20 protein-coding genes are annotated in these 22,916 nt (G+C 44.9%); 10 read left to right on the top strand and 10 right to left on the bottom strand.

What is annotated here, in order from left to right; all coding sequences use genetic code 11:
* Positions 1–245: 245 nt before the first annotated feature.
* A complete protein-coding gene (locus tag AB4329_RS11305; RefSeq protein ID WP_102332940.1) occupies positions 246–1,460 on the bottom strand; it encodes a putative manganese transporter in 1,215 nt (404 codons plus the stop codon).
* A 201-nt stretch (positions 1,461–1,661) separates the two neighbouring features.
* On the opposite strand from AB4329_RS11305, the gene AB4329_RS11300 reads away from it, so the two are divergent.
* Together AB4329_RS11300 and AB4329_RS11295 are read left to right on the top strand one after the other, a co-directional pair.
* Positions 1,662–2,567, top strand: coding sequence for a manganese-dependent inorganic pyrophosphatase (locus AB4329_RS11300; RefSeq protein ID WP_017065328.1), 906 nt, complete (start codon positions 1,662–1,664; stop codon positions 2,565–2,567).
* A gap of 149 nt (positions 2,568–2,716) precedes the next feature.
* Positions 2,717–3,106 (top strand): DUF2750 domain-containing protein, encoded by a 390-nt coding sequence (locus AB4329_RS11295; RefSeq protein WP_004734596.1) that lies wholly within the window; start codon positions 2,717–2,719, stop codon positions 3,104–3,106.
* Between the two features lie 98 nt (positions 3,107–3,204).
* Here AB4329_RS11295 and AB4329_RS11290 read toward each other — a convergent pair whose 3' ends face one another.
* The 7 genes from AB4329_RS11290 to pspF form a co-directional block, all read right to left on the bottom strand.
* A complete protein-coding gene (locus AB4329_RS11290; RefSeq protein ID WP_029235328.1) occupies positions 3,205–3,984 on the bottom strand; it encodes a DUF2927 domain-containing protein in 780 nt (259 codons plus the stop codon).
* A 36-nt stretch (positions 3,985–4,020) separates the two neighbouring features.
* On the bottom strand, positions 4,021–4,803 hold the full coding sequence (locus AB4329_RS11285) for an ATP-binding cassette domain-containing protein (protein WP_017060304.1): 783 nt from the start codon (positions 4,801–4,803) through the stop codon (positions 4,021–4,023).
* Entirely contained in the window at positions 4,800–5,801 is a 1,002-nt protein-coding gene (locus AB4329_RS11280) for an oligopeptide/dipeptide ABC transporter ATP-binding protein (protein WP_017060305.1), read from the bottom strand. The genes AB4329_RS11285 and AB4329_RS11280 overlap by 4 nt, the downstream gene beginning before the upstream one ends.
* On the bottom strand, positions 5,801–6,688 hold the full coding sequence (gene sapC, locus AB4329_RS11275) for a putrescine export ABC transporter permease SapC (RefSeq protein ID WP_017065331.1): 888 nt from the start codon (positions 6,686–6,688) through the stop codon (positions 5,801–5,803). Before sapC ends, AB4329_RS11280 begins: the two co-directional genes overlap by 1 nt.
* Positions 6,675–7,637: an ABC transporter permease subunit gene (locus AB4329_RS11270; RefSeq protein ID WP_017060307.1), complete on the bottom strand. Its 963-nt coding sequence runs from the start codon at positions 7,635–7,637 to the stop codon at positions 6,675–6,677. Before AB4329_RS11270 ends, sapC begins: the two co-directional genes overlap by 14 nt.
* Entirely contained in the window at positions 7,637–9,259 is a 1,623-nt protein-coding gene (gene sapA, locus AB4329_RS11265; RefSeq protein ID WP_017060308.1) for an ABC transporter substrate-binding protein SapA, read from the bottom strand. The genes AB4329_RS11270 and sapA overlap by 1 nt, the downstream gene beginning before the upstream one ends.
* Before the next feature lie 102 nt (positions 9,260–9,361).
* The gene (gene pspF / locus AB4329_RS11260) at positions 9,362–10,384 is read right to left on the bottom strand and encodes a phage shock protein operon transcriptional activator (protein WP_017060309.1); all 1,023 of its coding nucleotides are present in this window, start codon (positions 10,382–10,384) and stop codon (positions 9,362–9,364) included.
* Between the two features lie 273 nt (positions 10,385–10,657).
* On the opposite strand from pspF, the gene pspA reads away from it, so the two are divergent.
* From pspA to AB4329_RS11225, 7 genes are all read left to right on the top strand, one after another.
* The gene (gene pspA / locus AB4329_RS11255) at positions 10,658–11,329 is read left to right on the top strand and encodes a phage shock protein PspA (protein ID WP_010440091.1); all 672 of its coding nucleotides are present in this window, start codon (positions 10,658–10,660) and stop codon (positions 11,327–11,329) included.
* A 14-nt stretch (positions 11,330–11,343) separates the two neighbouring features.
* The gene (pspB, locus tag AB4329_RS11250) at positions 11,344–11,577 is read left to right on the top strand and encodes an envelope stress response membrane protein PspB (RefSeq protein ID WP_004734605.1); all 234 of its coding nucleotides are present in this window, start codon (positions 11,344–11,346) and stop codon (positions 11,575–11,577) included.
* Entirely contained in the window at positions 11,570–11,956 is a 387-nt protein-coding gene (gene pspC, locus AB4329_RS11245) for an envelope stress response membrane protein PspC (RefSeq protein WP_017065334.1), read from the top strand. The genes pspB and pspC overlap by 8 nt, the downstream gene beginning before the upstream one ends.
* A gap of 158 nt (positions 11,957–12,114) precedes the next feature.
* Positions 12,115–13,149, top strand: coding sequence for an efflux RND transporter periplasmic adaptor subunit (locus tag AB4329_RS11240; RefSeq protein ID WP_372138316.1), 1,035 nt, complete (start codon positions 12,115–12,117; stop codon positions 13,147–13,149).
* Between the two features lies 1 nt (position 13,150).
* On the top strand, positions 13,151–14,236 hold the full coding sequence (locus AB4329_RS11235) for an efflux RND transporter periplasmic adaptor subunit (RefSeq protein ID WP_372138314.1): 1,086 nt from the start codon (positions 13,151–13,153) through the stop codon (positions 14,234–14,236).
* Positions 14,229–17,339, top strand: a complete 3,111-nt coding sequence (locus tag AB4329_RS11230; RefSeq protein ID WP_108208853.1) for an efflux RND transporter permease subunit — start codon at positions 14,229–14,231, stop codon at positions 17,337–17,339. Before AB4329_RS11235 ends, AB4329_RS11230 begins: the two co-directional genes overlap by 8 nt.
* A 76-nt stretch (positions 17,340–17,415) precedes the next feature.
* Positions 17,416–17,982 (top strand): DNA-3-methyladenine glycosylase I, encoded by a 567-nt coding sequence (locus tag AB4329_RS11225; protein WP_017065337.1) that lies wholly within the window; start codon positions 17,416–17,418, stop codon positions 17,980–17,982.
* Positions 17,983–18,226: 244 nt separating this feature from the next.
* On the opposite strand, the gene AB4329_RS11220 is transcribed toward AB4329_RS11225, so the two are convergent.
* Entirely contained in the window at positions 18,227–19,411 is a 1,185-nt protein-coding gene (locus AB4329_RS11220) for a cystathionine beta-lyase (protein ID WP_017065338.1), read from the bottom strand.
* 182 nt (positions 19,412–19,593) lie between these two features.
* Positions 19,594–21,048, bottom strand: a complete 1,455-nt coding sequence (cls, locus tag AB4329_RS11215; RefSeq protein WP_372138312.1) for a cardiolipin synthase — start codon at positions 21,046–21,048, stop codon at positions 19,594–19,596.
* 366 nt (positions 21,049–21,414) lie between these two features.
* Between cls and AB4329_RS11210 the strand changes: the two genes are divergently transcribed.
* Complete coding sequence (locus AB4329_RS11210; RefSeq protein ID WP_050543975.1) at positions 21,415–22,848, top strand: sodium-dependent transporter; 1,434 nt, start codon at positions 21,415–21,417, stop codon at positions 22,846–22,848.
* The last annotated feature ends 68 nt before the right edge of the window (positions 22,849–22,916 follow it).

Below are 22,916 nucleotides of genomic sequence, written 5' to 3'. Positions count from 1 at the left end.
CACTCTTACAGGGGCTTTTTGTATTTTTGATATCAGTGTTGGTGTTTCTAAATAAGCATTATACAGGGCTAATAGAGGGCGTTTTTGAGACAGGCTGTAACGCGCTGTTTGAGAGAGGTGGTAGAAGCAGTGAAGCAGGAAGGGAATGTAAAAAGAACCTGTGGAAAGACTTAAGCAGGCGGAAACAAAAAGGCCGATACAAAGTACCGACCTTACAGAAGCCTATGGAGTTAACTCTGATCAAGTTAGATCTCAAATATAAACCAGTAGCTATAAGCACAGATTAGTGCGGGCACACTAGAGTATAAGGTCGCGACCAGTGCCGCTTTGGGAGCCATCGCAATCGCAGGGAATAGCGCGTCACCATCATTTGAAATTGCGTTACCTACCTGAGCCGAAAGTGGCAGGGCGCCTGAAAGGTATAAGCTAGTGACCAATAATTGCGGTCCACAGCCCGGTAGCAAACCCATCAACACGCCAGCCAGGGGGAGCATGATGCCCCAGCTTGAGAATAGCGTCGCAAAATCAACATTTGCTATCACAGAGCCAAATTCAAAGAAAAGAAAGGCAACCACCACCCAAGCGGTGACAAAGTTTGTATCTTGAGCGGTCTTTTGCAATGGGTGAGAGCCTATACACTTTTCGTCCTCACTCACGGCTGATTTGTAATCCTCAATTTCACGGGTTAGCCCCCACAGAAACATCGAGCTGATCAGCAAAACTGTCCCCGCCCATTCCATCGACATTTCAGGCAAAGCGAGCAGCTCGTTCACATCGACTTGAAAAGAGCCAAGTAGGGCAACGGCAGCACCCGGAATAATCAGTACAGACCACAGGTAACCTTGCAGGTTTATCGCTTTTTTAGAGACCGATTCTTTGTCTTGAGATTGAGAAGCACAGCTGCTCACCACTTCATTTTTCTCTGCTTTTTTTGGGCGTAAGAAGTCGTCTGCGTGAAACAAGTTAATGATTCGGCCTGACGCAGTACCCACGATCACGCCCATCGCCATCATGGCTAAACCTGTCTTAGGCTCGCTCGCTATGAGCAGGAACGCCGCGTCACCCATGGTTGAGACGAGCACCGCAACTACCGCACCAAATCCGAGTTTTCCCGAGATAAATTGTGTGGTTACCACTATCGCACCGCCACAGCCGGGCAACGCGCCCATGAGAGCCGCGAATACCACTTGGTTTGAACGAGATTGATGGACGAGCTTATTGAAGACGTTATCTTTGTTTATGTACAGACTTAACCAGTGGTAAATAGCCAAGGTTAAAGCAACATAACAAGACACTGCCCAAAACGCGTCTGACAAAGTAGTCACCGTCAGCTCTCGTGTAGCTGGGGCTGCAACCAAAGCTGCAAGTGAGACAGGCAAAAGCAGGCGCTTAAATGACAGTGAAAACTGAGTTGTTTTCGCAGCACTACTGCTTGGCAAAAAAGAGATTAGTCGATCCATAGGTGTTACTCAAAATTAGTGGATTAAGATAAATATATACTAATGATAATAATTATCAATTGCATTTGTTGTTTTTTTATCTATTGTTACTATTGGCTAAACCCACGAAACATGACCAATCTAAAAAAATGAGGTAAAGTATGGCTAATAAAGAGAGGCTCTAAAGGTAGAGTCATAATTGTTAGTGTAATAGGAAGAAACATGATTTTAGTTGTTGGTCACAAAAACCCTGATAGTGACAGTATTTGTAGTGCGTTAGTTGCAACTGAGCTTCTTAAGGCTCGTGGCGAGGAAGCGACACCAATTCGCCAAGGCGAGATCAACCGCGAAACTCAACACATTCTAGAAGTCGCTGGTGCTGAAAAGCCAGAGCTTCGTACTTCTGTTGCTGGTGAGAAAATCTGGCTAGTAGACTACTCAGATCTAGCACAAGCACCAGATGATGTTGCTGATGCAGAGATCGTAGGTATTGTTGATCACCACCGTCTAGGCGACGTGATGACAGTAAACCCAATGGAAGCTTGGATCTGGCCTGTTGGTTGTACAAACACTGTACTTTTCAACATGTTCAAGATTGAAGGTCACGCAATCTCTCAACAAATCGCTAAACTAATGATGTCTGCAATTCTTTCAGACACAGTTGGTTTCGCTTCTCCAACATGTACTCAAAAAGACAAAGACGCGGTTGCTGAGCTTGCTGAAATTGCTGGCGTAACTGACGTTGATGCATTCATCAAAGCGCTTCTAATCGCAAAAACAAACATCGAAGGCCTATCTGCTGCACAGCTAGTAGAAAAAGACCTTAAAGGCTACCCATTCAACGGTCGTGATGTTGTTGTTGGTCAAGTTGAACTTGCGACTCTTGAGCAAGTAGACGGCATGATCGAAGCGCTAGAAGCTGATCTTGAAGAGCGTTGTGAGAAAGACGGTCTAGCGTTCGCTGCGGTAATGCTAACAGATATCACTACTGCTCAAACTCGTCTTCTATACAAAGGTGAGTGGGCTGAGAAATTGGTTAAGCACGAGAAAGGCGGCGTATTAATGATGGAAAATACACTAAGCCGTAAGAAGCAAGGCTGGCCTTGGCTACAAGGTGAGCTTGTTTAATCAAGTCGCTTAATATTAAACGCCTGCTTATTTAGCAGGCGTTTTTCTTTGAAGTAGACTTTCTTCTTCATCGATAATGTTTGAAGTTAACAACACTCGGCATAAAATAGCTTTAAGAGCAAAGTTACTGACTAAAGTAGGAAATTAAGATGACTACACAGCTAGACGATAAAAAAATCGCTGAAATCAACAAGTATACGGGCGAGCAACGCCTGAAATACTGTGTGAAAGAAATCGTAGCAAACCGTGAAGTATGGATCTTAACCGATGAACACGGTTGTGTAATGCTGAACACAGAAGATGAAGATTGTGTTCCAGTATGGCCAAACCAAGAGTTCGCAGAATCATGGGCAACGGGTGATTGGTCTGAGTGTAAAGCTGAGTCTATTTCGTTGAACAAATGGCACAGTCGCTGGACGAACGGTCTAGAAGACGACGAACTTGCTGTTGTAGTATTCCCGAACGAGCAAGAAGAAGGCGTTATCTTGTTCCCGGATGAGTTCGACTTCGAATTGAAAAAGCAGGCAGCTAAGCGCTAGTTCTTTCATAATACAGTAACATCGTAAGTCAGCGTTGCCTTTCTTAGGCAGCGCTATCATTCAATTATCCCATCTAAGTTACTTCCAACGTATATTCGTCAATACCCAATCAACTGATACAAAGGCGCTTGCTGTGCGGCTTTAGAAGCTTGCTGAAGCACACCTGTTTTGCTGTATCTCTTGAGTATCTTTCGAACGATAGGTTTTACTTCAGATTTTGTCATTCCAGCTTTCAATTCTGGTTCATACAGCAATTGCAGTAGCACTACGTCTAACGGCGATAATAAGTCTTCTGGCGTGTGGTCGTTGAAAATAGAAGGGTAGGCTTTATCTGAATCATTCGGCAGGCCTAGAACTTGTGTGATCTCTTCCACGATACAGGCGACCAGCTTACCTCGCGATCTTGCCTGATCAACCGGGATTACAATCCCAGCGTATACAATCTCGCCTTTAGAATTGGTTCTATAGCCCGCCGTGCAGATGGCGCTATTTAAATGTTGAGTTGATTTGAGCTTGAGCACCGATTTCGCCTCAGATACCCACTGGCTCTGCCTTGTGTATATCCATTTAACGTTCGCTTCGGACTCTTTACTGACGATTGTTATTGGATGTTGGGTGACTTCAGATAAGTGTTTGATATGAAGCTCTGTGATCTCTTGATGCAGTTCCTCATCGCCCACTCGATGATCGATCCAAATCTTGATCGGTTGTTTCCACTTGGCGAGCGGTTTGTTGCCTTGGGAGTATTCGTGTTGAAGCGCGACGTTATAAAAGGCAGTTTCGACGAAGCTTCTATCTAGCCATGTGAGCGGTGTGCTTGTCGCGTTAAAGGACAACAGCACCAACAAGAGGGGAAGCATTGAAGCTGTTCGATACATACTTTTCCCCTCTGCTAAATGTAGCGTGATTCCAGGTTAGTGGTTCGGCGCTTTGGAGAAATGGCTCTCAACCAATCTTTGGGTGATTTGGTGAGTTGGATTGGTTAGCACTTGATCTGTTTCCCCACTCTCAACCACATTGCCTTCATGCATGACAATAATCTTGTCGGTAATGTGCTTAACAATACCGAGGTGTTGAGATACATAAACGAACGATACGCCCATCTCTTCTTGTAACTCTAAGAACAGATTGATGATTTGCGAGCGCATTGCCATGTCCAAACCATTTAAAGCTTCATCAGCAACAATGATGGATGGCTGAAGTATTAAGGCACGAGCCAAACAAACCCTTTGTTTCTGGCCTGCAGCAAGCATCTGAGGGTAGAAATACGCATGTTCCGGTAGAAGGCCTACGCGCAGTAGTGTGTCTTTCACACGACGCATACGAGCTTCTGGAGGCATGTTGGTGTTTCGCTTTAATGGACCTTCAAGAATTCGACCGATCTGAATGCGCGGGTTAAGTGACGTATTCGGATCTTGGAAGATCATTCGAATCAGCTTACAACGAGTCGAGTAGTCTTTGTGCTCTAGCTTTTCGCCATTCACGCGGATCTCGCCTGCGGTTGGCTCCACCATGCCTGCGAGCATTCTGGCTAATGTTGATTTGCCAGAACCATTCTGGCCGATAAAACCAATTGTCTGGCCTGCTTCAAGAGAAAAGCTAACTGGCTTCACCGCCTGATGAATCTTTTTACGGAAAAGACCAGAGCGAGTCGTAAAGTCTTTAGACAAATCACTGACTTCTAATAATGCACTCATGATTTCTTTTTCTTCTCCATATTCAGAGGGAAGTGACAGTTGAACTTATGGTTCTTGATACGTTTCGTATGTGGGATCTCGACACACTGCCTTTGTGCGTATGGGCAGCGAGGCCCTAATCGACAACCAATAGGAAGATGTTGCAGCGGTGGAATTGACCCCGGCAAAGACTGGAGCTTCTCCTTGTGGGGAATCCAGTCGTTAAAGTCTGGCATCGCTTTTAACAAAGCAACGGTGTACGGGTGCTTTGGTGCATCCAACAGCTTCGGTGTATCAGCGGATTCTACCGATTGACCACAGTACATCACGGTAATGCGAGTCGCCCATTGGGTAATGGTGGTTAAGTCATGGCCGATCAACACGATGGTGGTGTTATTGATCTGGTTCATACGACTCAAAAGACGCAATATTTGAGACTGTGTAATTGGGTCTAAATCGTTGGTTGGCTCGTCAGCAATCAAGACTTTTGGCTTGGCAGCGATCGCCATTGCGATCATGACTTTTTGACACTCACCATCTGTCAGCTCATAAGAGTAACTGTCCATTAGGCGAGAGTGGTCTTTGATGCCGACTTTGTGTAGTAATGCGATCGCTTGCTTCTTACGCCACTTAAATCGTTGCCACCAACGACCTTCAAACGAATGGGAAGGGATCGCTTCAACGAGCTGGTTACCTACTTTTTCAGAAGGGTCAAGACACGTTGATGGCTCTTGGAAGATCATTGCGATATCGCGGGCGATCACTCGGCGTCTTTCTTTCGGCGTCAGTTGCAGTAGGTCGATATTACCTAAGCGCATTCGGTCTGCAGAAACCTTCCAGTTTTCTTTACATACTCCGACGATCGCTTTTGCAACCAAACTCTTACCTGAGCCTGATTCACCTACTAAGCCACGAATTTCCCCTTCATTGAGGGTAATACTCATTCGATCTACGGCTTTAACCATCCCTTGAGGGGTCTCAATCTCGATGGTTAGATGTCGAATATCAAGTAACGGCATTATTCGATTCCTGCATTTAGCGCTTGGCGAACACCTTCACCGACGAGGTTAATCACGATAACTGTAAACATAATAGCTAAGCCGGGTAGGGTAACTGTCCATGGCGCAAGGTAAATCAACTCGACCGAATCACCCAAGATGGAGCCCCATTCGGTACTCGGTGCTTGAGCGCCAAGCCCTAGGAAACCTAAAGCCGTGATATCAAGAATTGCGACTGACAGTGCCAGCGTAACTTCAAGAGCGATCACGGTAAGGATGTTCGGAAGGATTGAGTTCCATAGCAGGTAAAAATCGTTCGCACCATCAAGGCGAGAAGCCAGAATATAGTCTTTTTCTACTTCAGCATGCACGGCAATGTACACCGAGCGTATAAAGCGCGGGATCAGTGCCAAGCACAAGGCGAGCAAGATATTAAACTCCCCAAAGCCAAGGAATGCCACGAAGATAATCGCCAGCAGAAGAGATGGAATCGACATAACAGTATCAAGCAGGTGGTTTAGCGTGCTTGATAGTAAACCGCGCGTCATACCAGCAAGTACGCCAATCAGACAACCAATGACGGCTGCGATAAAGGTAATCACCACCGCGGCGCCGAAGGTTAACTGAGAGCCAATTATTAGGCGAGAGAGAATATCTCTGCCTAAGTCATCCGTACCCAAAAAGTATTCTACCGTTCCCGCAGGATCCCAAGAGGGCGGCGTTAATAGGTGACCGGTTTGTTCTTGTGCATCATGCGGGGCTAGCCACGGTGAAGTGACGGTGACCAGAATGATAAGCACCAAACACCACAAGCCAAACATAGCTAGATTATTGCTGCGGAAGCTGCGCCAGAAACGTTCGAACTGGGTTGGAATCTGTTCTTCTTGGTAGACGTTATTTGTTAGCATACCATTCCTTCCTTACCAGTGGATTGATCATCGCGCCCAGTAGATCGGACAGAATATTAGCGGTCAAAACTAAGGTAGCCACCACAATTACACCAGCTTGAATTGAAACGTAATCTTGATTCGATAAGGCATCCAATAACCAGCGGCCAATGCCCGGCCAGTTAAAGATAGACTCGGTAACAATAGCAAGCGTTAACATACTCGATAGCTGAACACCGACCTTAGGAATAATCGGAGGTATCGCGTTTCTTAGCACGTGCTGCGTGATGATCTCTCTAGTGGAAAGACCTTTAATTCGCGCAGCGCGGATGTAGTTTTGCGTCATTACTTCAGCCACTGACGCTCTCATCAATCGGATGACCTGAGTCGTTGGCGCCAGTGCTAAAACAAGACAAGGCAACGCCATGTGCTCGATAACACTTTGTAGTGCGTGCGCACGGTAGCGACCCTCGGCAAAAAAGGCGTCAATCATCGCGAATCCAGTCACGTGTTCAATCTCGTAAAGTAGGTCGTATCGGCCACCAACTGGGAACATTTCAAAGTGCAGTGAAAACACCATGATCATCAGCAACGCGACCCAAAATATAGGCGCAGAGTAACCGGCCATTGAGGTGAACGATATGGTGGTATCAACAAATTTACCTTGTCTCATACCAGCAATGGTGCCGAAAGGGATACCGATGATGAGTGCCAACACAAAGGCAAAGAAGCACAGCTCTAGCGTTGCAGGGAACACCAGGACCAACTCATCGATGATAGGCACACCGTGTTTGCTTAGGCCAAAGTTTAGCGTCGATAATTCAGTGATATAGCTAATCCAACCGGGCCAAAAATCTTGAATTGCCCAAGGTGAGGTTTGGTCTAATCGAAGCAGGGAAAAACCTACCAAGGTCAGAATTCCTAGCGTAATAACGAATAAGTTTACACGTCTTAATGTATACCAAAACATTACTGCACCTCTCTTCTGACTTGATCAAAAGGTTGGGCATTGAAAGGACTTGCTTTAAAGCCTGTTAGCGAACGATCGTGCACGCGAAATTGCACGCCATGAGCTAAAGGAATCACAGGAACTTCTTCATTGAGAATGTTTTGGGCTTGTCGGTACAAGTTCACACGGTGCCTTTGTTGATTGATCTCTAATGCTAAGTCGAGAAGGAAATCAAAGTCTGAATTACACCACATCGAGACGTTTAACCCTGCACGCTCAGAGCTGCATGAGAGCAGCGGACGTAAGAAGTTGTCCGGGTCACCGGTATTGCCTATCCAGCCTGTAAGCAACAAGTCTGTTGAGGAAATAGAGGACAACTGTGTGCGGTCAAATCGGTCGTCGGTATAGAGTTTCAATTCAATACCAATATCGGCTAAGTTTGCTTGGATAAGTTCTGCCGTTTTTCTTGGACTTGGATTGTATGCGCGTGGCTCTAGTGGTACCCACATTGAAAGCTCTAACCCAGGTTCAACGCCAGCTTCTTTGAGAAGCGCAACCGCATAGTTTCGGTCGTAGCGAACTTGAACGCTGTCTTTTTGGTGAGCCCAAGAAGTCGGAGGAAGCAAGGTGTAGGCTTTGGTTCCTGTACCGTAATACACAGAATCAAGAATGTTCTGACGATTGATGGCTAAGTTGAGCGCTTTACGAACTCGAGAGTCACGCAGTGCAGGGTGCTCAGTATTCAGCGCGATGAAAGAGACATTAACCGCCGGAGTAGCAGAAATCTTCAACTCTTCATGAGCCTGAATAATAGGGATTTGGCTAGAAATTGGTGAGTTGAGCACGTCACACTCACTACGCAGAAGCTTGGCAAGTGTGCCTGTTCCACGTTGCGAAGTATCGAACACAACTTGGTCCATTTGTACTTCACCTTTCCAGTAGTGCTTGTTCTTTTTCAAGCGTACTAGGTCGTTGATTTGGTATTCATCTAAGTAGAAAGGGCCAGTGCCGACTGGATTGGAATCGATTCGATTTTTCTCATCCGCTGCAATGAGCTGATTGGCATACTCCTTAGAGTGAATGACTGCATAGCTGGTGGCGATGTTATTGAGAAACGAATTGTCTGGGCGACTTAATTGGAATTTCACTGTTAGGTCGTCAACCGCGGTGATATCGACAATCAGGGTCTTGAAGTCGATTCCGGCAAACCACGGGTATAGGCCGCCACCCACATAATGAAATGGGTTTGAACTATCAATGACACGTTCAAAGCTAAACACCACATCTTGTGCATTCATGCTACGAGTAGGGGTGAACCAGTCTGTGGTTTGGAACGCAACATTTGGGCGCAGTTTGAACGTGTACTCTGTACCTGATTTATCAACAGACCAACTTGTCGCCAAGTTCTGTTTTGGTCGGTACGTCATCGGATCAAGAGTGAGCAGTGTATCGAAAATTTGAGGACTCAGCGATTCTGCGGTAATGCCACTATCAACTAGCTGTGGGTTGAAGGTACTAGGATTACCTTGGCCGCAATAAATGAAGCCTTTTTCACGGATTTGCTCGTGATTCACACTCTCACCACATCCAGCGAGAAAGCTCAGCGTACAGATGCTCAGTGATAGTCTTATTAGTGCTTTCATAAAAAGAAATACTTTTCGAAACGAGGCGTTAGAGGAGCCTCAAGATCCGGACAATTTAACATTTTATTTATTCGGCTCCAAATAATAATCAAGCGTGGACAGCTATTTATCGTTAGCTTGTCCGACAATCGCGTACTTCCTCACCATTCCACGTAATTGGTTGTAGGTTAACCCAAGTAATTCTGCGGCTTGTTTCTGGTTATATTTGCTCTGTTTGAGGGCTTGGTTGAGTAGCTTGATGTCTTGTTGTTCTTGCCATGCTTTGTAATCAAGCGGCAAAGAAAACAAGCTCTCTGATGAAGTATGGCTGTTAGACGGCTCATTGCCAGTTTCCGGAGAGGAATCTTGCTCTGTTTTCCATGCGGGTTTAAATGGGTTAAACACCAAATATTCAATAGGATATGGATCTTTTCCGTGCTGATAGATAGCTCGCTCAATGACGTTTTTGAGTTCTCGTACATTCCCTGGCCAAGAATAATCCAAAAGCGATTCAACGGCAGAGGGGGCAAAGCCAACAAACAACTCCAATTCCAATTCACGACACATCTTAATGGCGTAATATTCTGCCAGTAGCATGATGTCTTCTTTTCGCTCACGCAAAGGAGGGATAGTAATGACGTCAAACGCCAGTCTATCTAATAGGTCTGCTCGGAATTCGCCCTTTAATGCCATGTCTGGTAAGTCGGCATTGGTTGCACACACCAGTCTGACATTGGCACTTAGCGCCTTTTGCCCACCGACACGTTCATATTGCCCGTATTCAATAACGCGCAGTAGTTTCTCTTGAACCGCAAGGGGAGTGGTCGCCAGCTCATCCAGAAACAGCGTTCCGCCTTCTGCTCTTTCAAAACGACCTTGATGACGCCCTTTCGAACCCGTAAAGGATCCCGATTCATGACCAAACAGTTCTGAATCAATCAAACCTTCACTTAAGGTTGAGCAGTTCAATGAGATCAAAGGTTGATCCCAACGTCTTGAAAGGTAATGCAGTCTTTGTGCGATCAACTCTTTACCTGTGCCACGTTCGCCAATGATCAGAATGGGTCTTTCTATTGGTGCGAGTTGGGAAACTTTATCTAACACAGAGAGAAAGCTAGGTGATTCACCAATGAGGTTCTGCTGCATAGCGGGTCCTTGTGTGAATTAATCGCTGGAGAGGTCATGTAAGAGCCATAGTGGTGAAAAATACCAATACTTGGCTAAATTCATCATAGCATGGTTCGAGTTAATCACCATTTTATTGTAAGTAACTAATAATAAATGGCTTAAAAGTTGGCACGCTACTTGGATTATTTATGGTAGGTTTAACAACAAACGTAAATTTTTGAGCAAGTGGATTGATAAAGTCGCACAACGATTTGAAACGCATTTGCCATCATTGTAATTAAGGAGTTCCTCATGGGTATTTTTTCTCGCTTTGCAGACATTGTAAATTCAAACATCAGTGCACTATTAGATAAGGCTGAAGATCCAGAAAAGATGATTCGTCTTATTATCCAAGAAATGGAAGACACCTTAGTTGAAGTTCGTACCAACTCAGCAAAAGCAATTGCTGACAAGAAAGAGCTAGCGCGTAAAGTAGAAGCTATCGAAACACAGATTCTAGATTGGCAAAATAAAGCGACACTTGCCCTGACCAAACAACGCGAAGATTTGGCGAGAGCGGCGCTAATCGAAAAGCAAAAACTGGAAGACATCATCAAGAGCCTTCACACCGAACAAACCTTGGTTCATGAAACCATCGAAAAATTGACGAGTGAAATTGGTAAACTTGAAACAAAGATCGCAGAAACTCGTGCAAAGCAACAAGCATTAATGATTCGTAACAATGCGGCAAGCAACCGTCGTGATGTTCAAAAACACCTGCACTCAAGCAAAACCAACGAAGCAATGGCGAAGTTTGAGCAATTCTCGCGTAAAGTGGATGAATTAGAAGCTGAAGCGGACGTTTACGCTAAGACTGGCAACGCAAAATCTTTAGACCAAGAGTTTGCCGAGCTACAAGCTCAAGATGAAATCGAAAAAGAGCTAGCGAAACTGAAGCAACAAGTTGAAAACCGCGATAAATAATCTAGGAGTTGTCTATGTCAACATTTCTAATTGCAGGTCCACTGATTGTCTTTTTAATCTTCGTGGCACCGCTATGGTTATTCTTACATTACCGCAGCAAGAAGAAATCCAGCAATGGTCTTTCTGAAACGGATCTTCAACGTCTGCATAAGCTTTCTGCGCAAGCCGAATCCATGCAAGACCGAGTGAAAACGCTAGAAAAAATACTGGATGCGGAGTCGCCTAACTGGAGACGAAACTATGAGTAGAGAACTGTATCGCGACACGATTAACGGCAAATTGTCTGGTGTGTGTGCAGGGTTAGCGAACTATTTTGGCCTTGAAGTGTGGTTGGTTCGCATCTTAGTTATCTCAGCAGCACTGCTTGGTGGTAGTTTTCTGGTGTTATTAGCGTATTTAGCTTTGACATTTATGCTTGAAAAACAACCACCTCAGTATGTCGACCAAATGAAGGCGAAACAAGAGCATACGCTGAAGCAAAAGCCTTGGGAAAAAGGGCAAACTGCAGAGTCGCTATTGAACACTTTAGAGGGTGATTTCCAGAAGTTAGAGACCAGTGTCCGCAACATGGAAGCTTATGTCACCTCAGATACGTTTAAAGTGAATCGTGAATTTAAGAACATGTAGTGGTAAAACCTAAAAAGGATTAGATAACGGTTTAGGAAAATTTATTCCAAGCCGTTATTTTTTTTAATAATTTTCTCTAAATAAATCTTACGCTGACTGGTAAGTTACATGTGATTAATCTATGTTATAAAAATATTTATAGATATGGATGATCACCAATGTATAGAGCCTCCCTTGTCCTATTGACTGCCTTAGCTGGGTTGTCTGGGTGTGGTAAGGAGCTTCCTCCCGTGCCTGAACCTGAGTCCAGACCCGCCAAACTCTTCACTGTCTCCGTCGGTAATAATGCCTTTGAGCGTAATTTCCCTGCTACCACAGAAGCTGGTGACAGAGCGGTACTCGCATTCCGTGTTCCTGGTTTATTGCAGAGCATCGATGTGACCGCTGGGCAGCACGTGTCTAAAGGCGACGAGCTTGCTAAGTTAAATCCCGATGAATATCAACTACTCGAGAAGCAAGCAAAAGCGAATTTTCAGCTAGCCGATGTTCAATATCAACGTGCGATCAAACTTCGTAAAGATCGTGTGGTATCAGAGCAAGATTTCGACCAAGCGAAAGCGAACCACAATTCAGCTCGCGCGGTGCTTAATCAAGCTAACGCGAATCTTCGCTACACCACTTTGGTTGCGCCGTATGACGGAACCATTTCCATCATTCCTGCTGAAAACCATGAATACATTGCGGCTAAACAAGGCGTGATGAATATTCAAACCAATCAAATTCTTAAAGTCGTCTTCTTATTACCCGACCAACTTATTACGCGCTTTTCATCAGGGTTCGAGATGGATGCAACCATGGTTTTTGATGCGTTTCCTGAAAACTCTTACGTTTTAACCTTCCAAGAAGTGGATACCGAAGCTGACCCGAAAACAGGTTCGTACAAAGTCACCATGGTAATGGAAAGACCAACCGATGTGGGTATTTTGCCCGGTATGTCTGGCTCGGTAAATCTCGTTTCATCGTTAGCGGCGGCCACCAAAATACCAACGTCAGCAATGATGACCGATGGGGATGATGTCTCTGTATGGCGTGTGAATAGCGACGGCATTGTTGAAAATGTCGCCATTGTCATCGATGAAAAACGCCATATTGTTTCAGGGTTGAACGATGGTGATCGCATCGTAACTTCTGGTGTTAATGGTCTTGAACCGGGCGTTAAAGTTCGAGAGTGGATCAAGGAAAGGGGGCTATAACATGAAAACACTTAAAGTGGCCGCTGGACTGTCGTGCTTGGCTTTACTTACGGCTTGTGAAGATAAACAAGTTGTAGAAGTGAATAACACGCCCTTGGTTAAAGCTATCGAGATTTCAGTCATCGACTTTAGCGACAAACTCTATTTCCCTGCGGTTGCAAACGCTGCCGAGAAGGCTCATCTCAGCTTTCGAGTCGCTGGTGAAATCAATAAGCTTGATGTGAAAGAAGGTGAGCGTGTTTCACGAGGAGACATCATTGCAGAGCTTGACCCTACCGATTATCAACTGGATGTCGACAATGCTCAGGCGCGTTACACGGTAATTAACAGTCAATACAGACGTTCAAGTCCGCTAGTGAAGAAAGGTTTATTGGCGAAGTCACAGTTTGATGAAATTGCTGCTCAACGCCAGATCGCTTATGCCGAACTGGAGCTCGCAAGACTGCGCTTGTCGTTCACTAAGCTTCGTGCCCCTGTTGATGGGATCATTTCTCGTGTCAGTGTTGATCAATATGAAAATATTCAGGTAGGCCAGCAGGTCGTGAACATTCACAGTGTCGAAGATGTTGAGGTTGTTATCCAACTGCCTGACCAGATTTACGTGAATCAGCCTAGCGAACAGCTGTTATCGAATGTTGAGGCTGTGGTAAGAGTACCCAGTGGCAATGAATACACGGCGGCTATTAAGGAGTTCACCACTGAACCTGACCCAAGCACGGGCACGTTCACGGTGACGCTTGCTCTACCTATGCCGGAAGATGATTTAATTCTGGATGGTATGGCCGTTGAGGTGACGTCAAATGGGCGAGATATCGGCTTGGAGTTAAAAGCTGGGGTACTTATCCCAATCGAAGCTGTGTTTAATGCGGATGGCGATGATTTAACGCGCCAGAACTCTTATGTATGGGTGCTTAACGACGACAAGACAGTCTCGAAACAACAAGTCGTGTTAGGAAAAGCAAACCAGGAAACATTGCAGGTAGTGAAAGGATTGGAAATGGGGCAGCATGTCGTTGTTGCAGGCGTATCGCGATTGCGAGATGGGATGACAGTGGAAGTATTGTCTCAGGAGACGAACAATGAGTGAAGTAAATAACAAGCCCCAAAATGACGATCAACAGGGTGATGATCAGATCACAGGTGTTGCTTCTTACTTTATACGTAACAAAGTCATTAGCTGGATGCTATCTCTGATCTTTCTTATTGGTGGTGTTTCAGCATTCTTCGGTTTGGGGCGTTTAGAAGATCCTGCCTTTACCATCAAAGATGCAATGGTCGTGACTTCATACCCGGGGGCAACGCCTCAGCAGGTGGAAGAAGAAGTTACCTACCCACTAGAGAAAGCGATTCAACAGCTTACCTATGTCGACGAAGTGAACTCTATTTCAAGCCGTGGCCTGTCTCAGGTAACGGTAACGATGAAGAACAACTACGGCCCAGACGATCTTCCGCAAATTTGGGATGAACTTCGCCGAAAAGTGAATGATCTTAAGGTTGAACTGCCACCTGGGGTCAATGATCCTCAAGTCATTGATGACTTCGGTGACGTTTACGGGATCTTGCTTGCGGTGACGGGGGATGGCTATAGCTACAAAGAGCTGCTGGATTACATTGATTATCTAAGGCGAGAGCTGGAGTTGGTTGATGGGGTCAGTAAGGTCTCTGTTTCTGGTCAACAACAAGAGCAAGTATTCATTGAGATATCGATGAAGCGGATAAGCTCTCTGGGTCTGTCTCCAAGCACGGTATTTAACCTTTTATCGACTCAAAATATTGTATCAAGTGCAGGAGCAGTAAGGATTGGTGATGAATATATTCGAATCCATCCAACGGGTGAGTTCCAGAACGTTGAACAGCTTGGAGATTTGATTCTTACGGAAGGTGGCGCTCAAGGGCTTATCTATCTAAAAGATGTGGCGAATGTAACTCGTGGTTACGTTGAGGTACCGAGTAACATCATTGGTTATAACGGCGAACTCGCGCTTAACCTGGGTGTCTCTTTTGCGCAAGGCGTGAACGTGGTCGCAGTGGGTGAAGACTTTGATCGAAGACTCGCCGAGCTTAAATATCAACAACCCGTCGGTATCGACATCTCCGAGGTTTATAACCAACCTAAAGAGGTGAACAAGTCGGTAAGCGGATTTGTGGTGAGTTTAGGGCAGGCGGTTGCGATCGTAATCGTGGTGTTACTGTTCTTCATGGGAGTACGATCGGGTCTGTTGATTGGTTTGATACTGCTATTGACCGTATTCGGCACCTTTATTTTCATGCAGTACTTCAAAATCGACCTTCAACGTATTTCACTGGGCGCGTTGGTTATTGCCTTGGGGATGCTGGTGGATAATGCCATTGTGGTGGTGGAGGGGATATTGATCGGCACGCAGAAGGGGCGAACCCGGATGCAGGCCGCCACTGATATCGTGACCCAAACCAAATGGCCACTGCTCGGTGCAACGGTGATTGCGGTCACCGCGTTTGCTCCAATTGGTTTGTCTGAAGATTCAACGGGCGAATACTGTGGCACCTTGTTCACGGTACTATTGATTTCATTGATGCTGAGTTGGTTTACTGCTATCTCGATCACGCCGTTTTTTGCCGATATCTTCTTCAGAGGACAGAAGGTTGATCCCGATAACGAAGGCAAAGACCCATACAACGGGATGGTTTTTGTTATCTATAAAAACTTCCTTGAGTTCTGTATGAAACGCGCGTGGCTAACCATGATCGTTCTGGTGATTGGTTTAGGTGCGAGTGTGTACGGTTTTGGCTTTGTGAAACAAGCATTCTTCCCATCTTCAACTACTCCGATGTTCCAAGTGGATGTTTGGATGCCAGAAGGTACGGATATTCGAGCAACTAATACCAAGTTGAGAGTGCTTGAGAGTTGGTTGTCGGAACAAAGTGAAGTTGAACATATCACGACCACGGCCGGTAAAGGTCTGCAGCGTTTCATGTTGACCTACTCACCCGAGAAGAGTTATAGCGCGTATGGCGAAATCACGGTTCGTGTGACAGATTATCAGGTACTTGAAGGGCTGATGCGTCGCTTCCGTGAACACGTTGACAGTCAGTTCCCTGAAATTGATTACAAACTTAAGCAAATTGAATTAGGCCCTAGTGGCGGTGCGAAAATTGAGGCTCGAATCGTCGGTTCAGACCCAACCGTGCTACGTTCAATCGCAGCTCAAGTTATGGACATCATGCGTGCTGATGACGGAGCATTTAACGTTCGTCATGATTGGCGTGAAAGAACTAAGGTATTAGAGCCTCAGTTCAATGAAAGCCAAGCGCGTCGTTATGGTATTACCAAGTCTGACGTTGATGATTTCCTAGCGATGTCTTTCTCTGGTAAGTCGATTGGTGTGTATCGTGATGGTACTACGTTGATGCCTATTGTGGCTCGTTTACCTGAAGATGAGCGAGTTGATATTCGCAACATCGAAGGTATGAAGATTTGGAGCCCGGCATTAAGCGAATATATTCCGTTGCAGCAAGTGACGCTTGGCTACGAATTGGAATGGGAAGATCCACTTATCATCCGTAAGAACCGTAAGCGTATGCTGACGGTAATGGCCGACAACGACCTATTGGGTGAAGAAACGGCTTCGACGTTACAGAAACGCTTACAGCCACAAATTGAAGCGATTGAGATGCCACCGGGTTATTCGTTGGAGTGGGGTGGTGAATATGAGTCATCTGCTGATGCACAAGCGTCTCTGTTTACCACTATGCCGATGGGTTACCTGTTCATGTTCTTGATTACCGTGTTCTTGTTCAACTCGGTCAAAGAACCGCTGATTGTTTGGCTAACGGTTCCATTAGCGCTAATCGGGGTAACGACGGGCTTATTAGCCTTGAATACACCATTTGGCTTTATGGCATTGCTAGGCTTCTTGAGTTTATCCGGGATGCTACTTAAGAACGGTATCGTATTACTTGATCAAATTGAGATTGAAATGAAATCAGGTAAAGACCCTTATGTTGCGGTAGTTGATGCGGCACTGAGTCGTGTTCGTCCGGTATGTATGGCTGCGATTACCACCATTCTAGGTATGATCCCTCTACTACCGGATATCTTCTTCAAACCAATGGCAGTAACCATCATGTTTGGTTTAGGCTTTGCGACTGTACTCACGCTAATCGTAGTGCCTGTGCTGTATCGTTTGTTCCATAAAATTGAAGTGGCTTAACGTCAACTGACCTTTGAAATAATGCCCCTAATTGGGGCATTATTTTTATGTATGATTACTAAAAGAGACCATCGAAATGGAAGCTAATACAGTGGATAGAACGTGTGCATGGGCGCTTAAACATGAGCTTGAAAGGGAGTACCACGATGCAGAGTGGGGCGTGCCTGTTTATGATGACCAAGTTCTGTTTGAGTTCATTACTTTAGAAGGTGCTCAAGCAGGTCTGAGTTGGATTACGATCCTTAAAAAGCGTGAAGGCTATCGTGCCGCGTTCGATAATTACGATCTAAACAAGCTAGCTGAGCTGAATGAAGACAACGTGCCGCACATCATTGAAAACTTCGATGTGGTTAAACACAGGGGTAAGATTGCTTCGGTATACAACAATGCACGAGCAACGCTTGAATTACAGAAAGAGTTCGGCTCTCTTTCTAATGCCTTATGGCAATTTGTTGATAATGAAGTGATCGTGAATCAATGGACTGAGATGTCTCAAGTTCCCGCTTCTACCGAGCAATCTAAAGCGATGAGTAAGTTTTTGAAGAAGAGAGGCTTTAAGTTTGTAGGAGAAACAATCTGTTACGCATTTATGCAAGCAACAGGTATGGTCAATGATCATTTAGTCGGTTGCCCACACAAATAAAGTGTTATTTATTTCAGCGGAACAATCACTTAGAAATTGAAAAATTCATAGCCATTTTTTCATCGCTCTGAGATCTTTAAGTGGATGTGCTTTAAGGTTCAATATTGGCTTTGAAAGCTTCTGGACTATGAGCGGTTTGTATTATGAGCTGAAGTATCTGAATATGAGTATTTTGAGTTATGCTTTAAACAGAAAAAGGCAGGAATATCCTGCCTTTTTTGCATATTAGACCTATCGTCTCAGATTAAATCAGAGCGCTATAACGTTCTAATCCCGCCTCTAGATCAGCAATCAGGTCATCAACATCTTCTAACCCAATATGAACACGTATCAAGGTACCTTCGAAATTAGGATTGGCAACAGTTCTCAAGCTGTCAAAACTGCTTGGTTCGTTAGCTAGAATCAAACTTTCAAATCCACCCCAAGAGTAACCCATACTAAAATGTGTCATTCCATCAAGTAACGCTGTCGTCGCTTTGATATTAGAGTTGTTTAGTACAAAAGAGAACAAGCCATTACCGCCAGTAAAATCTCGTTTGAAGAATTCATGGCCTGGGCAAGACTCAAGAGCAGGGTGACGAACGTGGTTAACTTCAGGACGAGTCTCTAACCATTTTGCGACCTTCAAGCTGCTTTCTGCGTGTTGGCGTAGACGCACATCAAGAGTACGAATGCCGCGAAGCCCTAAATAAGCATCATCAGGTGAGACACATTGCCCCATCAAGTAACTTTGCTCTCTTAGTTGATCCCAGCATTTCTCATTGGCGACTGCCGTACCTAGCATCACATCAGAGTGACCCACGATGTATTTGGTCGCTGCTTGAATCGAGATATCAACACCAAAATCAAACGGTGAGAAGTTCACGCCAGCCGCCCAAGTATTGTCTAGCATAACGATGATGTCATGTTCATGAGCGATACGCGCTAGTGTTGGAATATCCTGCACTTCCATGGTGACAGAGCCTGGAGACTCAGTAAACAGCACCTTAGTGTTTGGCTTGATAAGGTCTTGGATACCTTCACCAATCGTTGGCTCGTAGTAAGTTGTCTCTACCCCCATCTTTTTCATGATGGTGTCACAGAAATCACGAGTAGGTTCGTAGCAGGTGTCAACCATTAAAATATGATCACCTGTTTCTACAAAAGAGAGAATGGCATTCGAAATTGCTGCTGTACCACACGGGTACAGTGCACAACCCGCGCCGCCTTCTACTTCAACCATCGCATCTTGGAAGGCAAAATGAGTGTTGGTTCCACGACGTCCGTAAAAAAGGGTCTTGTTAGCGCGGTTAATCGTAGCTTTACGCTTCTCTTCTACTGAGTTAAATACGACAGTTGAAGCGCGTTGTACTGGTGGGTTAACAACACCATTGGTCCACTTCTTATCACGACCGGCAGTGATAAGTTTAGTGGTTTTGTTCTCGGACATGCTGTGAATTCCTTATCAATCGGTTATGTCCTATTTAAAACATGCCAAGAGTGTTCAAAGCAAGAGCGGAGCGGGGATTTTTGCGCTTTTCTTACGATTTTTAACCTTTCACTCAGTTAACAGTGAAAGGTTAAAAATGATCGATGGGGAAACAACGAGCCATAATCGACTCATTGCTGGAATTATAGGAGTGGGTTGAACAAGTAGAACAGCCTCTCAAAGAAGCGATTACTAAGGTTTCTTTGCTCCCACTGTTCTAACTCTACAGAGAGGGATGAAGCGATATAAGATTTCTGCAGCTCAGACAGTTTTTGCGTGAAATGCACATCATCCACAGCCAGAGTCACTTCAAAGTTGAGCCACAAACTGCGCATGTCGATATTGACGGTTCCGATCAAGCAAAACTCTTCATCGATCACTACCGATTTGGTATGAAGAAGGCCACCGTAAAATTCATAGATCTTCACGCCAGCTTCAAGCAACTCGGTATAAAACGCACGAGAAGCCCATTTAACCATTAGTGAATCGTTATTGTGTGGAATGATCAGTTCTACAGTTACGCCGCGTTGAGCTGTCATCTTAAGTGTTTCGAGTAAGTCAGCACTTGGCACAAAATAAGGTGTAGTAATACGTACAGAATGATTCGCTTGATTGATGGCGATGGTCAGTACTTGTAAGATCAAATATTCCGGCATGCCAGGGCCAGACGGCACTACTTGAACCGGATGATGTGTCATGATTTCTTCAACTGGGCATTCAGGTATATCAGGGAGAATGCGTTCACCAGTCTCAACTTCCCAATCCCAGCCATGAATAGCGGATAACACATTAACGGTTGGCCCAGTCACTCTGACCATTACATCAATCCACTGACCAACGCCGGAACTTTGTTTGAAGTGAGCAGGATCGACCATGTTCATTGAACCCGTATAGGCGATAGTCTCGTCAATCACAATGATTTTGCGGTGTTGTCTTAAATCTAGGCGACGTAAAAAAATACGCCATGGGCTCACTTCTAGTGCTTGTACGACTTGAACGCCTGCGTCCTTCATCATTGACTGCCAGTGGCTTTTGAAAAAGCGAGGGCTACCGGCTGAATCGAGCAAAACTTTAACATCTACGCCACGTTTTGCAGCGCGAATCAGCGCAGAGGCAACCGAATCGGTCAGGCCACCTGGATGCCAAATATAGAAAACCATCTTGATACTGGTTTGTGCATTTTCTATATCTTCGATAATTGCGTGTAGGATCTCGTTTGGTGAAGATTGCAGCGATAGAGTGTTTCCACTGAGTGCAGGGATGCCCATTCGATTGTTACAAAGCTCGTCAATCTTATGGATAGGGGAGCCGACTTTCCCTGGTTGGTGAAGTTGGCAATCATTCAATTGACGGAACCAGTCGCCGAAAGGGGTAAACATACGATGAGCGCGTTCAGCCCTTTTTCTGCCTAGGTTTAGCTCACCAAAAAGGAAGTAACAAGCTACACCAACAATCGGGATAATGTAGATAACCATTAGCCAAGCAAGAGAAACGCTGACAGAGCGTCGTTTTAGTACAACACGAAACGTCACACCGGCTACGAGAACCCAGTACAAAACAACAGAGGCCAAAGTTAAAAAATGATAAAGCTTATCCACATTGAATACTCGAAAAAAGAGACACTTAGATAGTAATGCTATTTAACGGATATGGGAATTTAAGGAATCAACTATTTACAAAATAGAGCAAAAGATGTAAATAGGTTAAAGTTGTTAATTTTTGGTCAACTTAAGAAGAAAACGATTGTTTTGTATGAAAAGTCGGCATTTAACCATAAAAATTTACATCTTTAACGAAATTTGTACGGTATGCTCTTCCAATTTTATTCTTAAACTGGTTTACTTGCTAGACAACGAGCGTCAATCAAATCTTTTAGGTGTGTAAATTTATTTATACACCTTCCTTTTAAAGACGCCACCCAAAGCAAAACACAACATCACATAACACAAAAGTTTGGAGTACACGTGGCTACTAGTAATACAACCACAACACCCCGCGATACCTGGGGTTCGAAGTTAGGATTCGTAATGGCTGCAGCAGGTTCTGCTGTTGGCTTAGGTAACATTTGGAAATTCCCATACACAGCAGGCGAAAGTGGCGGTGGTGCATTCGTTGCCATTTACCTGTTTTTTGTAATTTTTATTGGTTTCAGTGTCATGCTGACTGAATTTGCGATTGGCCGTCATACGCAAAAATCAGCAGTAGGTGCATTTAAAACAACTGACCGTCGTTGGACGTTCGCTGGCGTTATCGGCGTATTCAGTGGTCTACTTATCATGGGTTTCTACCCAGTAGTAGGCGGTTGGTCAATCGCATACATCGGTAAAATTGCAGGTGGTCTTCTAGACGCACCAGAAGCAATTGGTGATAGCTTTGGTGGCTTTATCTCAAACCCAGTTCAACCACTAATGTGGATGGGCTTATACCTACTACTTAACGTTGTTATCGTTATGAAAGGTATCTCTGGTGGTATTGAGAAAGCAGGTAAGATTCTGATGCCGCTTCTTTTCATTATCCTTATTGTAGTATCAATCAAAGGCATTATGCTTCCGGGCGCGATGGCTGGTCTTGAGTTCCTATTCAGTCCTGACTTCTCTAAAGTAGACAGCAATGTAATCCTAGCCGCTCTAGGTCAAGCATTCTTCTCTCTAAGTCTTGGTATGGGTTGTATGATGACATACGGTTCTTACCTTAAGAAGAAAGAGAACCTAGTTCAGACAACAGCAATGGTAACCGCAATGGATACTGGTGTTGCTATTCTAGCTGGTGTTGCAATGTTCCCTGCAATGTTCGCGTTCGGTATGGAACCTGCAGCGGGCCCTGGTTTAGTATTCGTTGTTGTTCCTCAGCTATTCGCTGAAATGGGCGGCGTAATCGGTCTTCTATTTGCTCTTATGTTCTTCGTTGGTTTGAGTGTTGCGGCACTAACATCTTCAGTATCTCTACTTGAAGTTGTGGTTTCTTACCTAATCGATGAGAAAGGCATGAAGCGTGTAACAGCGGTACTGTCTGCAAGTGTTGTAATGGCGATTCTATGTATCTTCGCTTCTCTATCACTTGGCGGCTTCGGTCCAACACTGTTTGATACTGGCGCGTTCGACATTTTCGACCTACTAACGGATAAGATTTTCCTAGCGGTTGGCGGTATGTTGGTATGTATCTTCGCTGGTTGGAGACTAAACCGTGCAGACCTAGAGAAAGAAATCACTAACGACGGTGAAGTCTCTTTCCCACTATTTGGTCTATGGTACACACTAGTTAAGTACATCATCCCTGTAGCTATCGCAATCGTTGCGTTCATGGGTATCTCTTCTGGCTTCGATAGCGGTAAAGGTGCAATCATGCTACTAGGTATTGGTATCATTGCTGGTTTTGCGCTGATTTCTAAGAAGTTCTAATCGCAAGATAAAGTAATTTGATAAACGGGAGCTCATTAGCTCCCGTTTTTTTATGTCTGGAACTTAAT

The sequence above is a fragment of the Vibrio sp. 10N.261.54.A5 genome (assembly GCF_041471145.1).
In the GTDB taxonomy this organism is placed as follows: Bacteria; Pseudomonadota; Gammaproteobacteria; order Enterobacterales; family Vibrionaceae; genus Vibrio; species Vibrio crassostreae_C.
The sequence above is the reverse complement of the archived record's forward strand: the minus strand, read 5'-3'. Positions and strand labels throughout refer to the sequence as shown.